The organism is Achromobacter sp. FW305-C-30-7 (assembly GCF_058783105.1).
This window is the reverse complement of the sequence record NZ_JBYSYI010000008.1, coordinates 73,266-86,445: the sequence shown is the minus strand read 5'-3', so window position 1 is coordinate 86,445 and position 13,180 is coordinate 73,266. Positions and strand designations below refer to the sequence as shown.

Genomic DNA, 13,180 nt, shown 5'->3' with positions numbered 1-13,180 from the left:
AAAAACCCCGCCGATTTTCTTGGCGGGGTTTTTTGTTGAAGGCCCTGTCTTGGAGAAACGCCACCCGAGGGCGGCGTCCTCCAGGCGTTCATCAGTGCTTGAGCACCGGATCGGTCGAACCGGGTTCGGCAGGCTTGGCCACCAGGGGTTCCTTGACGGCCTCTTCCTCGGCCAGGGGCTCCGGCAGACGCTCCAAGGCCATTTCCAGCACCTTGTCGATCCAGCGCACCGGCACGATTTCAAGGTGGTTCTTGACGTTGTCCGGGATTTCCGCCAAGTCCTTGACGTTTTCTTCCGGGATCAAGACCGTCTTGATGCCGCCACGGTGAGCTGCAAGCAGCTTTTCCTTCAGGCCGCCGATGGGCAGGACTTCGCCGCGCAGCGTGATCTCGCCGGTCATGGCGACGTCGGCGCGCACCGGGATGCGCGACAAGGCCGACACCATGGCCGTGGTGATCGCGATACCCGCGGACGGACCGTCCTTGGGTGTCGCGCCTTCCGGCACGTGCACGTGCATGTCGTGCTTCTCGAAGACGCTGTCGGCAAAGCCCAGGCGGCGGGCGCGCGAACGCACCACCGTGCGGGCCGCTTCGACCGATTCCTTCATCACGTCGCCCAGCGAACCGGTGCGTTGGATGACGCCCTTGCCCGGCATGTCCGCGACTTCGATCGTCAGCAGATCGCCGCCGACTTCGGTCCAGGCCAGACCCGTCACCTGACCGATCTGGTTTTCCTTTTCGGCCATGCCGAAGGCGTAACGGCGCACGCCCAGGAAATCGCTCAGGTTGTCGCCCGTGACGTTGACCGGCTTGACCTCGACGGTCTTGCCTTCAGCCTTGGCGCGGTCGTTCTGGGTCAGCAACTGTTTGATGACCTTGCGGCAGATCTTGCCCACTTCGCGCTCGAGCGCACGCACGCCGGCTTCGCGGGTGTAGTAACGCACGATGTCGCGCAGCGCGCTGTCGTCGACCGTGAGTTCGCTATCCTTCACGCCGTTGTTCTTCATCAGCTTGGGCAGCAGATGGTCGCGGGCGATGTGGATCTTCTCTTCCTCGGTATAACCCGACAGGCGGATCACTTCCATGCGGTCCAGCAGGGCCGGCGGAATGTTCAGCGTGTTGCTGGTAGCCACGAACATCACGTCGGACAGGTCGAAGTCGACTTCGATGTAATGGTCCTGGAATGTATGGTTCTGTTCCGGATCCAGCACTTCGAGCAGCGCCGAGGAGGGATCGCCACGGAAATCCATGCCCAGCTTGTCGATTTCGTCGAGCAGGAACAAGGGATTGCGCACGCCGACCTTGGACATGTTCTGGACGATCTTGCCAGGCATGGAGCCGATGTACGTACGACGATGGCCGCGGATCTCGGCTTCGTCGCGCACGCCGCCCAGCGCCATACGCACGAACTTGCGGTTCGTTGCCTTGGCGATGGACTGGCCGAGCGAGGTCTTGCCCACGCCAGGAGGGCCGACCAGGCACAGGATGGGCGCCTTCACCTTGTCCACGCGCTGTTGCACGGCAAGATATTCGAGGATCCGTTCCTTGACCTTTTCCAGACCGTAGTGGTCGTTGTCCAGCACCGTTTCCGCGTTGCTGATGGAATTGTTGATCTTGCTCTTCTTCCTCCAGGGGAGGTTGATGAGCGTATCGATGTAGTTGCGCACCACGGTGGCTTCGGCCGACATGGGCGACATGAGCTTGAGCTTCTTGAGCTCGGCATCGGCCTTCTTGCGCGCCTCTTTGGGCATGTGGGCAGCGATGATCTTCTTTTCAAGCTCTTCGATGTCCGCGCCCTCTTCGCCTTCGCCCAACTCTTTCTGAATGGCCTTGACCTGCTCATTCAGGTAGTAGTCGCGCTGGCTCTTTTCCATCTGCTTCTTCACGCGGCCGCGAATCCGCTTTTCGACCTGGAGGATGTCGATTTCGGTTTCGAGTTGCGTGAGCAGGCCTTCGAGGCGCTCGGAGGTGCCGACGATCTCGAGCATCTTCTGCTTCTGCTCGAGCTTCAGGGGAAGATGTGCGGCGATCGTGTCGGCCAGGCGCCCGGCATCATCAATGCCAGCCAGCGAGGTCAGGATCTCCGGGGGGATCTTCTTGTTCAGTTTTACGTACTGCTCGAACTGAGCCACGATGGCGCGGCGCAGGGCCTCGGTCTCGGAGCCTTGCATGGCGTCCGGTTCGATCGGGCTCACCTGGCAGGTGAAGTGCGAATCGGCGTCTTCGATGCTGTTGATACGGGCGCGCTGGGTGCCTTCGACCAGCACCTTGACGGTGCCGTCGGGCAATTTGAGCATCTGCAGGATGCCGGCTACGCAGCCGATCTCGTAGACGTCTTCGGGGGTGGGATCATCCTTGCCGGCGGATTTCTGGGCCACGAGCATGATGCTCTTGCCCGCTTCCATCGCAACCTCGAGCGCGCGGATAGAGCGCGGACGGCCGACGAACAGCGGGATGACCATGTGCGGAAACACCACGACGTCGCGCAGTGGGAGCAGGGGCAGGTCGATCGGGTCGGAAGGCAGGGTCTGGCTGGCAGACATAGGAGGTTCCTCGGTATGACTCGGCGTATCGGGGACGGGAGATCCGGGTATACCCGGGCAATCCACGTCGGTTACGTCTGTTATGGGAACAATAGCCGAAAATTCAAGATCTCGGCGCCCGGATAACCCAAAGGCTGGAAAAAACCCCGGGGCGGCACTCCCAGTATGCAAGCGTCGCGCCTGCGGGAAAAGCGTGTTTGCACCCGGGAATGCGCCTTAGGCAAAAAAACCCGTTACAGGAACGGGCTTTTTTGAAATATCAGGCTGCGGCATCGCGGACTTCTCCGCGCTCTGGCTTGTCGGCAGCCGCGTCCTCGTCGGCGTAGATGAGCAATGGCTTGCCCTCGCCTTCGATGGCGCCCTCGTCCAGCACCACGCGCTTGACGTTGCCTTGAGAAGGCAGGTCATACATGGTGTCGAGCAGGGCCTGCTCGATGATGGAACGCAGGCCGCGCGCGCCCGTCTTGCGGCGCAGCGCCTTGCGGGCGATCGCCTTCAGGGCCGCGGGCCGCACGTCGAGCTCAGCGCCTTCCATGGCGAACAGCTTCTGGAATTGCTTGAGCAAGGCGTTCTTGGGCTCGGTCAGGATCTGCACCAGGGCCGCTTCGTCCAGTTCGTCCAGGGTGGCGACCACCGGCAGACGGCCGACCAGTTCGGGAATCAAGCCGAACTTGATCAGGTCTTCCGGTTCGACTTCGGAGAACAGCTCGCCCACGCCGCGTTCCGACTTGGCGCGCACCGAGGCCGAAAAGCCGATGCCCGATTTTTCGGTACGGTCGCGGATGACCTTTTCCAGTCCGTCGAAGGCGCCGCCCACGATGAACAGGATGTTGGTCGTGTCGACCTGGACGAAGTCCTGGTTGGGGTGCTTGCGGCCGCCCTGCGGGGGCACCGAAGCGACCGTGCCTTCGATCAGCTTCAGCAAGGCCTGCTGCACGCCCTCGCCCGACACGTCGCGGGTGATGGACGGGTTGTCGGACTTGCGGGAAATCTTGTCGATTTCATCGATGTAGATGATGGCGCGCTGCGCCTTTTCCACTTCGTAGTTGCAGTTCTGCAGCAACTTCTGAATGATGTTCTCGACGTCTTCGCCCACGTAACCGGCTTCGGTCAGCGTGGTGGCGTCGGCCATGACGAAGGGCACGTTCAGCATGCGCGCCAGCGTCTGGGCCAGGAGCGTCTTGCCCGACCCGGTGGGGCCGATCAGCATGATGTTGCTCTTGGAGAGCTCGACTTCGTCGCCCTTGATCTCGCCGTGGCGGATGCGCTTGTAATGGTTGTAGACGGCCACGGCCAGCATGCGCTTGGGCGAGTTCTGCCCGATGACGTACTGGTCGAGGAAGGTCTTGATTTCAGCCGGAGTGGGCAGTTCGGAACGAATCGCCGCGCGCGCGGTGGCTTGCGCCTCCTCGCGGATGATGTCGTTGCACAAGTCTATGCATTCATCGCAGATGAATACCGACGGACCCGCGATCAGCTTGCGGACTTCATGCTGGCTTTTATTGCAAAACGAGCAATGCAGCACTTTTGCGTCTGCCGATCCCTTTTTTTCAGGCATATTTCTTTCGTATCTCAGGTAAAGATGCGCCAGGCTGGAACTTAGCCTAGCGCATGCGCTTACTCAAACATGATGGCAGCGGGTCAGATCAACCTGGAAGTCAGCCTTCCGAGCGGGAGGTCATCACCTTGTCCACCAGTCCATACGATACCGCATCTTCGGCCGACATGAAGTTGTCACGCTCCGTGTCTATGCCGATGCGTTCCATGGTCTGGCCGGTGTTTTCAGCCAGGATGCGGTTCAGGCGTTCGCGCAGGTCCAGGATCTCGCGAGCCTGAATCTGGATGTCCGAAGCCTGCCCTTGGGCGCCGCCCGAGGGCTGGTGGATCATGATGCGCGAGTTGGGCAGGGTGAAGCGCTTGCCCTTCTTGCCTGCGGCCAGCAGGAACGCGCCCATGCTGGCCGCCAGGCCGGTGCACAGGGTGGACACGTCCGGCTTGACGAACTGCATGGTGTCAAAAATGGCCATTCCCGCGTACACCGACCCGCCGGGCGAGTTGATGTACAGGGAAATGTCCTTGTCAGGATTCTCCGATTCCAGGAACAGCAACTGCGCCACGACCAGGTTGGCCGTTGCGTCATTGACCGGACCCACCAGGAAAATGAGCCGCTCGCGGAGCAGACGCGAATAGATGTCGTAGGCGCGCTCGCCGCGCCCCGACTGCTCGATCACCATGGGAATGTAGCCCAGGCCGGTGGGGGTCACCGAAGACCCGCCATTCATTGCCGCATAGAAATCGGTGAATCTCTGCATAGTGTTACGCCATCCCCATCAACTGATCGAAAGGCACCTTCTCTTCGGTGACCTTGGCCTTTTCCAGCACGTGCGCGACGACATTGTCTTCCAGCACGATAGCCTCGATTTCAGCACGACGCTGGCGGTCAGCCAGGTAATAGCTGACAACCTGGGCGGGTTGTTCGTAGTTCTCGGCGAACTCTTCGATACGCGCGCGAACTTGCTCGGGCTTGGCTTGCAGCTGGGCTTGCTTGACCAGTTCCGACACCAGCAGGCCCAGGCGCACACGGCGCTCGGATTCGGTGGCGAAGGCTTCAGCCGGGATCGGCACGGACTCGGCGTTCGGGATGCCGCGCTGCTTGAGCTCTTCGCGGGCAGCGGCGACGCGGCCTTGCACGTCGTTGTCTACCAGTGCCTTCGGCACGTCGAACTTGCCGGCTTCGACCAGGGCGTCCATGACGCTGGACTTGGTGCGGCCAGCCGAGCGGACCTTGACTTCGCGTTCGATGTTGCTGCGGATGTCGGCCTTCAGCTTTTCGACGTCGCCTTCGGCCTGGCCGAGGGACTTGGCGAATTCGCTATTCAGCTCGGGCAGCACGCCTTCAGCCACTTCCTTGACGGTGATGGTGAATTCGGCAGTCTTGCCGGCGACTTCCTTGCCTTGGTAGTCATCGGGGAACTTGAGCGGGAAGACCTTGCTTTCGCCAGCCTTCAGGCCGCGGGCGGCTTCTTCGAATTCCGGCAGCATGCGGCCTTGGCCGAGCACGAACGGGAAATCTTCGGCCTTGCCGCCTTCGAACGGCACGCCGTCGATGGTGCCGGCAAAGTCCAGCGTGACGCGATCGCCGTCTTGCGAGGCGCGGCCTTCACGGGCTTCGAACGTGGCGCGCTGCTTGCGCAGGACGTCCAGCGTTTGCTGCACTTCTGCGTCGGTGACGGCCGTTTCGTAGCGGGTCACGGCCAGGGTCGACAGGTCCGGCACGGCGACTTCGGGATAGACCTCGAACGTGGCGGTAAACGCCAGCGTGTCGTCGGCAACGCCGTCGGTCTTGGGTTCGAGGTTCGGGGCGCCAGCGACGCGCAGCTTGGCGCCGTCGACGGCTTGTTCAAAGGCACGGCCAACTTGGCCATTGATCACGTCGTAGCGGATGCCGGGGCCATGGCTGCGCTCGAGCATGGCAAGCGGAGCCTTGCCAGGACGGAAGCCGGGGACCTTGGCGGTCCGTGCCACGCGCTTCAATTGCGCCTGGACTTCCTTTTCGACGTCGGCCACCGAGACGGCCAGATCAACACGGCGCTCCAGGCCGGAGAGGGTTTCAACCACAGGCTGCATTAAAAGACCTATTTTCCGAGAGATAAAGAGATGACGGGCGGATAAACGCGGCATTTTACCGGAAACTTCCGGCCCCCTGACGCAAAGGGGCGCGAGCACCCGGATAAGTCCGGATACTCGCGCCCCGTTTTCCACCCGGGACGGGAGGAGAAACGCCTGTACGGACGCTTTATTTGGCCTTGGCGATGCGCTCTTCGATGTGCTGCGCACGCTTGGCCGAGGACGGGTGCGAGCTCATCATATCGCTCTTGCCGCCGTCGAGTTCGGCCAGCTTCTGGAAGGCCGTCACCAGGCCGCGGGTATTGAGACCCTTGGCCTGCAACTGGTCGAAGGAGTAATCATCGGCGGCGCTTTCCTGCGATTGCGAGAATTGCGCGTTGATGAACTTCTCGGTCAGGTCGCCCAGTTGCGACGAGCTCAGCGCGGCCACGGTAGCGCCGCCTGCCGCATTGGCGGCGTCGCGCGCGGCGGAAACGGTGTAGGCGGTCTGCATTGCCTTCTTGCTGTGGCCCAGCGCGACGTGGCCGATTTCGTGGCCCACCACGCCCAGCACTTCATCGTCGGTCATCATGTCCATCAGGCCGCTGTAGACGCGGATGCAGCCATTGGCCATGGCCCACGCGTTGACGTCCTTGGTGACGTAGACCTTGTAGCTGGCCTTCTGGCCGTTGACGGTGCCGCCCAGTTGCTTGGCGATCTTCTGCAGGCGGGCGTCGTACTTGCTGCCGGGAGCAGCAATCTTTTCCTGCGAATCGCTTTGCGCGCAAGCCTTGTCCGACAGGGTCTTGATTTCAGCATCGCTCAGCGTGGCAGCCTGAACGACCTTGCTGCCGGCGCCGACCAGGCCGCCGATGTCCAAAGCCTGGGAGGCGGAGAAAGGGGCGAGCGCAACGCTCAAGGCGGCAACGGTGTAGCGGATCTTCATGGGAACAAACTCCTCTTTACTGGCTCTATGCGAACGAGGCCGCAATTCTATATACGACCAATGCACACAAAGCGTTTCGCCACACAGTTTCGCAAATGCCAGCTTTTCTTACATAAAACCCCAACAAGATCCGCGCAGTCATGCTAGCCGGCGCTTGCGCCGGACTGGATCGCTCTTAAAAAACTGATATCTGCGGCAACGCGGCATTGATAGAATTGCGCCCGCCTTTTTCGCACATACCATTCGGCTCGCACCCACAAATGAACTCCAACACCCCTCCCCGCCTGGGCTTGCTGCCCAGCCTCATCTTCAGCTCGCGCTGGCTGCAACTGCCCCTGTACCTGGGCCTGATCGTCGCCCAAGGCGTCTACGTCATGCTGTTCCTGAAAGAGCTGTGGCACCTGGTGACGCACGCCAGCAGCTTCGGCGAAATGGAGATCATGCTGCTGGTGCTGGGCCTGATCGACGTGGTGATGATCTCGAACCTGCTGGTCATGGTGATCGTGGGCGGCTACGAAACCTTCGTGTCCCGCCTGCGCCTGCAGGGCCATCCTGACCAACCGGAATGGCTCAGCCATGTGAACGCCAGCGTGCTCAAGGTCAAGCTGGCGATGGCCATCATCGGCATCTCCTCGATCCACCTGCTGCGCACCTTTATCGAAGCCGGGACGCTGGGCACCCCCAACGCGCGCTTCTCCGAGGCCGGCGTGATGTGGCAGACCGTCATCCACGCGCTGTTCATCCTGTCGGCGCTGGGAATCGCGCTGGTCGACAAGCTTGCCACGCCGCCCGCCAACCACGCCAAGCACTGACGCCAAATCAGTCTCCGCGAGCCTCGCCCGCCTTGCGGGACGCACCAGGCCTCGGGAGCAAAAAAAGCCCCCGCACATTGCGTGCGGGGGCTTTTTTCTGGGCGGAGCGCCGGGCCGGCCCGGGGCGCTGCCCTGCGAAGGTCAGGCCGCTACCTTGATGTTCTTTGCGCTGGGACCCTTGGGGCCGGTGCCGACCTCGAAGGTGACGCGCTGGTTCTCCTGCAGCGACTTATAGCCTTCGCTGCGGATCTCCGAGTAGTGAGCGAAAAGATCCTTGCTGCCGTCGTCGGGCATGATGAAGCCATACCCTTTTTCGGCGTTGAACCACTTAACGATGCCGGTTGCCATGGAATGTCCTTGAACCTAGAAAAAGCGATTGCTCGCGGGGCGCCAGATCATCAAGGATGGGAGAGGAAGCAACCGCAGTACCACTGACGGCGACAAGTGAAACGCAGACCGCGTCGCTTGAGAATCTCGCTAAACCCAGTGTATTGGCGAACCCCGAAAAACGTCAAATATCCGCAAGTTTGACGGCGCCCCGAAAGCGGCGGAAAGCAAGGCCGGGCAAGGGTTTGCACCGGCGCGATCCATCTGGAATTTTCAACTTGCCACGCGTGGACACAAGCGGATACCTGATGCCGCGCCGCCGCTCGAGCAGCCGTTTCCCACGGCCACGACAGCGCTAGCCAGCGAAGCCGCCGGAATCGAGGAATTCCTGCTCTGCCTGCGAGGTCTGCCGGCCAAGCGCGGCATTGCGATGGGGAAATCGTCCAAAGCGCTTGATGATGTCGCGATGCAGGACGGCCCAACGCAGCGTGTCGGCATCCAGCGGCTCCATCAAGGCCACGCCGCGGTTCTGCGCCGCGAGGTTTTCCGCATGTTCGAAAGGCAGGTAGAAGAACGGACGCAGCTGCGGGTCCACCGCCAGGTCGTGGCCCGCGGCAATGGCGCGATCGGCGAAATACTGGGCCAGCGGGTCCGTGGCGAACATGTGCGCGGTGCCGCGGTAGGCATTGCGGGGAAACTGGTCCAGCAGAATCATCAGCGCCAGGGCGCCCGTGGCGTCATCCAGCCACGCATCCAGCTGGCGCGCCGCGGCTGCCATGTGGGCGGCTTCGAAACGGGCGCGGAAGGCAGCGTCGAACTCCGCGTTCTTACTGAACCATTGCTGCGGACCGGCATCGATCCAGAACGTGACCACGTCCTGAGCCTGCGGGGCAATCTGCGTGGAAAAAGATGAAGTCATGAGAACGCGCATCCTGAAGTCTGAGCAAGGGCGACGATAACAGAGACCGTGCCGGCATTAGGGCTCATACACCAGATGAATGAATCGGGTGCGACTTCAGTATCAGGAATTACCGCATTCTAGGGATTACCCTGACATTATTGGCGGACAGATACTTTCCATGTTTAGGAAATGCTGCCGCAGAAAACAAAAAAGCCCCACGAGGGGGCTTCTACCGAAAACTCAGACCCTTACAGGACCTGGATCTTCGTGGCTTGCGGGCCCTTGGGGCCATTGGCCGTCACAAAGCTGACGCGCTGGTTCTCTTCCAGAGACTTGAAGCCCGAGCCCTGAATTTCGGAGAAGTGAGCGAACAGATCCTTACCACCCGCTTCCGGAGTGATGAAGCCATAGCCCTTTTCCGAGTTGAACCACTTGACGACGCCGGTTTCCATACTGTATTTCCTAGAGATAATGGGCAAATGCCCGGAGGTCACGAATCAATCAAGGAGGGGACAGTAGAACAATAACGCTGAGCCGGAAAAGGCACGGCACTGAACGAAAATCGCAACGCTTGTGATCGTGTGCCGACACTATCGTTAGGTTCCCCTCACAAGTCAACATAATCCTAAAAAATGCGTGCCAATAATGCAACAAAGAGAAACTGCACGCGGATTTCACACATTTTCATAGGCAATAAGAAGTCCTGCATAGGTGTTTACACCCACGCATCATAAACAAACTATCAAGGCTTATATAAATGCCGCCTGCCCGCGTACGAGGATTTCTTCATACGCCGTTCGGGCTAGCACTTTGGTTTGCCGCCAGGCTTACTCGTCGATAGGTAAACCCAGCAGATCGAGCGCCGCGCCAAAAGCATCGGGGCCCGAGCAAAGGAAAACCGCCACGTCGCCGGGATTCATATTCTCCAGGACTTGGTCGATCTGTTCTTGCGCATTATCAACATTGTCGACACTAGAGGCGTGTATGTCAGCCCCAGCTTCGACCTTTTCACGCGGCACGATGTCTGCGATCGCATTGAGATCCGTCACGCCCTCTACGACGTAGACGCTGATGCTCTCGCCATCCAGCGTGGTGTGCAGCTCGACGCCGCCCGCTATGTCGGCAACCTGCCGACTTACTATTTCCATGATCCATCTTCCTTGATTTGCGGGCACCGCCCGCCTGGGCACGCACCTTGCAGGTGCACTCGCACGCCCAGGCGCGACTATAACAGCCTTGGGCTAATGCTTCTTGACAGTAGGACCAAGTGACTGCCGCGCGGCCCCCGAAGTGGCGGCGACGGAACGGGTGCGCACCCCGGCGTCGGCCAGCGCGCGGATCAGCGGCTTCTGCGCCGCCAGGAAGGCGCCCTTCTCCTCTCCGGCCAGCTTGCAGATGAACATCTGCGCCAGCAACTGCGTGCGGCGGGCCTTGCGGTTGTCAGCCTCCTGGGCGAGCCAGTCGCCGACCCAGGCCGCCGCCGCGTCGGCATCTGCCTGCAGCTTGATGTGGCCAAGCAGGTCGAACACGGTCACGCCTGCGATGCGGCCGTCCTCGCCGCGCGTGAGAAAGAGCTTGGCGGCCTGGCCCGTATAGCCGGGGACCAGCGCGAGGCAATCGCGCTCTGCGGGTTTCTTCATGGGATCTGCATGTATCGGTTGTCGAGAACCCTGGACTGTAACCCGGCCGCGCGGCTGTCGCGTGGCAGCAATGGATCTCTGCTATCGTCGCCCTATCTTTTACCCCCAATGAATGGTGGACATCATGCAACGCGATTTCGATCTGGTCGTCACTATCCTGGGCGCCCTGCGCGACGCCCCGGGCCCCAACCTGAGCACGCACGACATCAAGAACGTGGCGCTGGCGCCCCATCCCGAAGAACAGGGCCTGCAGGTAATTGCACACCACCTGGACCTGCTGGAGGACGCTGGCCTGGTCAAGCAGATCAGCGAGACCGCGGCGACCGCGGGCGCAACGCGCTGGCGCATCACCTGGAAGGGCTACGACGCCCTGGAGCAGGATGAGGACGACGAAGACGACGAGGATTTCGACGCGGAAGAATAAGGCGCCGGGCGCCCCAGGCTCAGCGGCGCAGCAGGATGCGCCGCGTCAGCAGCGACGCGGCGGCGCCGATCACCAGGCTGAACATGAAAGCGGCGATCGACAGCATCGCCGACAGCTCGCTGAAGCCGCCGTGGCGGGACAACAGGAACACTGCCACGCCCACCGCCGCCGCCAGCGCGGCAACCCCCAGCAGCACATGCTTGACGGAGCCCAGGCGGCCGCATAGCGAGCCGCCAACCAACGCCGCCGCCACCATCGCGGCCATGGACCAGAACAGGTATTCGTACTGCATGCGGACGGTCTCCCCCGAAGGTATTGAGGCGCAGGCATTATAGGCGCGGCCTCGCACGCGTCCGCGCGTGCGCGGACCGCTAGGCTACGGCGACCACGCTGATCTCGACCAGGGCGCCGTAGTGCAGTTCGCGGGTGGGCACGATGGCCCGCGCGGGCCGGTGATCGCCGAAACACAGTTCGTACACCCCGTTGACCTCGTCCCAGAGCGCCACGTCCGGGATGTATACCGTCACGCTGGCGACGGTGGCAAGCGAGGCGCCGGCCGCTTCCAGGATGGCGCGGACGCTGCGCAGCGCTTCCCGGGTCTGGGCGGCCGCGCCGCTGGCCAGCGCGGGCCGCTCCCCAGGAGCTGCGGGCGGCAAAAAGCCCAACTGCCCCGAGACAAAGATGAAGCCGTTGGCGCGGACCGCCTGCGAATAGTGGCCGGCGGGCGGCGTGGCCTGATGCGTATGGATGAGTTCCATGCGTGCCTCCTCTTGAATGACGGCTACCAGCCGCGAAAGCGTTCCCAATGCGCCACCACTTCGGGCGAACCCGGGCGCACGACCTCGTAGGCGTCGTGCTGGGCGCAGGTGGCGCAGGCGTGGTTGGGCACGATGCGCAGCTTCGCGCCCAGCGGCAGTTCGGGCAGGGCCGCGCCGCTGCCGGGGCGTACCTTGATGATGCCCTGCTCCTGGTTGGTCTCGGCCAGCAGCAGGTCGGGATAGACCGTGCCGTCCGCATCGCACACCAGGCCGTACAACTGATCCACCCGCTGCCTGGCGGTGCCCCGGTCGCGCGACATGGCCATCCATCCGGCGTCGACCAGGATCCAGCCCTTGTCGGGTTGATGGCCGATTACGGTCGTCAGAACGGTGGCTGCAATGTCATCCACCGAACACACGCCCAGCCCTGCCATCACCAGGTCGAAGAATACGTACACGCCGGCGCGGACTTCCGTCACACCATCGAGCCTGTGGGCGAAATGCGCGGTGGGCGTGGACCCCACGCTGACCACCGGACATGGCAGGCCGGCCTGGCGGATCGCCTGGGCGCAGGTAACCGCCGCCAGGCGCTCCTGCTCGGCCATGTCGGCAATGGCTTCGACGCTGTCGCAACCGTAGGACTCGCCGGCATGGGTCATCACGCCCCTCAGGCACGCGCCGTCCTCGTGCAGGACCCGCGCGATCGCCAGCAGTTGCGCGGTGTTGCCCGGCTGCACACCAGCGCGGTGGCCGTCGCAATCGATCTCGATCAGCGCGGGGATGGCGTCACCCGCTTCCCGCCCCCGCTGGGCGACGGCGCGCGCCGCCTCCAGGCTGTCCACCACCACGGTGAGATCCACGCCGCGCCGCCGCAGCGCCAGCACGCGGTCCAGCTTGGCGGGCGACACGCCCACGGCGTATAGCAGGTCGGTGACGCCGGCGGCCGCGAACTGCTCGGCTTCCTGCAGCGTGGACACGGCCGCGGGCCCCTGCGGCGAAGACATGAGCCGGCGCGCGACGTCGATGGATTTGGGCGTCTTCAGGTGCGGGCGCAGTTGCACGCCGTGCCCGGCCATCAGCGCGTTCAGGCGCTCGATGTTGCGCGCCATGCGCGTTTCATCCAGCAGCAGGCATGGCGTGTCGAGGGTATCGAGGGAGGAAGGCGTGGCGTTCTGGTTCATGGCGCTCTCGGCATGGCGGATTGGAATGGCTGAAGTATGGCGC

Annotated in this window: 15 protein-coding genes; 2 read left to right on the top strand and 13 right to left on the bottom strand. The window is 62.4% G+C overall.

The genetic code is table 11. The annotated features are described in order from the left end of the window. Window positions 1-91 precede the first annotated feature (91 nt). The 5 genes from lon to loiP form a co-directional block, all read right to left on the bottom strand. Complete coding sequence (gene lon, locus AC3WOB_RS23820; protein ID WP_013394602.1) at window positions 92-2,542, bottom strand: endopeptidase La; 2,451 nt, start codon at window positions 2,540-2,542, stop codon at window positions 92-94. A 259-nt stretch (window positions 2,543-2,801) separates the two neighbouring features. Then, window positions 2,802-4,100 (bottom strand): ATP-dependent Clp protease ATP-binding subunit ClpX, encoded by a 1,299-nt coding sequence (gene clpX, locus AC3WOB_RS23815; RefSeq protein ID WP_013394603.1) that lies wholly within the window; start codon window positions 4,098-4,100, stop codon window positions 2,802-2,804. A 100-nt stretch (window positions 4,101-4,200) separates the two neighbouring features. After that, entirely contained in the window at window positions 4,201-4,854 is a 654-nt protein-coding gene (gene clpP, locus AC3WOB_RS23810; protein WP_013394604.1) for an ATP-dependent Clp endopeptidase proteolytic subunit ClpP, read from the bottom strand. Window positions 4,855-4,858: 4 nt separating this feature from the next. Further along, on the bottom strand, window positions 4,859-6,169 hold the full coding sequence (gene tig / locus AC3WOB_RS23805; RefSeq protein ID WP_013394605.1) for a trigger factor: 1,311 nt from the start codon (window positions 6,167-6,169) through the stop codon (window positions 4,859-4,861). A 169-nt stretch (window positions 6,170-6,338) separates the two neighbouring features. Then, complete coding sequence (gene loiP / locus AC3WOB_RS23800; RefSeq protein WP_013394606.1) at window positions 6,339-7,094, bottom strand: metalloprotease LoiP; 756 nt, start codon at window positions 7,092-7,094, stop codon at window positions 6,339-6,341. 260 nt (window positions 7,095-7,354) lie between these two features. Here loiP and AC3WOB_RS23795 point away from each other — a divergent pair, with 260 nt between their 5' ends. After that, window positions 7,355-7,906 carry a TIGR00645 family protein gene (locus tag AC3WOB_RS23795; RefSeq protein ID WP_013394607.1) on the top strand — a complete coding sequence of 184 codons (552 nt, stop codon included), beginning with the start codon at window positions 7,355-7,357 and terminating at the stop codon, window positions 7,904-7,906. Window positions 7,907-8,047: 141 nt separating this feature from the next. Here the strand turns inward: AC3WOB_RS23795 and AC3WOB_RS23790 are convergent, their stop codons facing one another. From AC3WOB_RS23790 to AC3WOB_RS23770, 5 genes are all read right to left on the bottom strand, one after another. Then, on the bottom strand, window positions 8,048-8,254 hold the full coding sequence (locus AC3WOB_RS23790; protein ID WP_006225311.1) for a cold-shock protein: 207 nt from the start codon (window positions 8,252-8,254) through the stop codon (window positions 8,048-8,050). A 334-nt stretch (window positions 8,255-8,588) separates the two neighbouring features. Beyond that, complete coding sequence (locus AC3WOB_RS23785; protein ID WP_013394608.1) at window positions 8,589-9,152, bottom strand: DUF924 family protein; 564 nt, start codon at window positions 9,150-9,152, stop codon at window positions 8,589-8,591. 230 nt (window positions 9,153-9,382) lie between these two features. Further along, window positions 9,383-9,586, bottom strand: coding sequence for a cold-shock protein (locus tag AC3WOB_RS23780; protein ID WP_006220190.1), 204 nt, complete (start codon window positions 9,584-9,586; stop codon window positions 9,383-9,385). 375 nt (window positions 9,587-9,961) lie between these two features. Beyond that, complete coding sequence (locus AC3WOB_RS23775) at window positions 9,962-10,282, bottom strand: hypothetical protein (RefSeq protein ID WP_492276351.1); 321 nt, start codon at window positions 10,280-10,282, stop codon at window positions 9,962-9,964. Between the two features lie 93 nt (window positions 10,283-10,375). Beyond that, on the bottom strand, window positions 10,376-10,774 hold the full coding sequence (locus AC3WOB_RS23770) for a hypothetical protein (RefSeq protein ID WP_013394610.1): 399 nt from the start codon (window positions 10,772-10,774) through the stop codon (window positions 10,376-10,378). A 124-nt stretch (window positions 10,775-10,898) separates the two neighbouring features. Between AC3WOB_RS23770 and AC3WOB_RS23765 the strand changes: the two genes are divergently transcribed. Next, the gene (locus AC3WOB_RS23765; protein ID WP_041655757.1) at window positions 10,899-11,198 is read left to right on the top strand and encodes a DUF2513 domain-containing protein; all 300 of its coding nucleotides are present in this window, start codon (window positions 10,899-10,901) and stop codon (window positions 11,196-11,198) included. Window positions 11,199-11,217: 19 nt separating this feature from the next. Here AC3WOB_RS23765 and AC3WOB_RS23760 read toward each other — a convergent pair whose 3' ends face one another. The 3 genes from AC3WOB_RS23760 to AC3WOB_RS23750 all read right to left on the bottom strand — a co-directional run bounded on the left by AC3WOB_RS23760 (window position 11,218) and on the right by AC3WOB_RS23750 (window position 13,137). Then, complete coding sequence (locus tag AC3WOB_RS23760) at window positions 11,218-11,490, bottom strand: hypothetical protein (protein WP_013394612.1); 273 nt, start codon at window positions 11,488-11,490, stop codon at window positions 11,218-11,220. A gap of 79 nt (window positions 11,491-11,569) precedes the next feature. Beyond that, on the bottom strand, window positions 11,570-11,956 hold the full coding sequence (locus AC3WOB_RS23755; RefSeq protein ID WP_013394613.1) for a RidA family protein: 387 nt from the start codon (window positions 11,954-11,956) through the stop codon (window positions 11,570-11,572). 23 nt (window positions 11,957-11,979) lie between these two features. Further along, window positions 11,980-13,137: a DSD1 family PLP-dependent enzyme gene (locus AC3WOB_RS23750; RefSeq protein ID WP_013394614.1), complete on the bottom strand. Its 1,158-nt coding sequence runs from the start codon at window positions 13,135-13,137 to the stop codon at window positions 11,980-11,982. Window positions 13,138-13,180 lie beyond the last annotated feature (43 nt).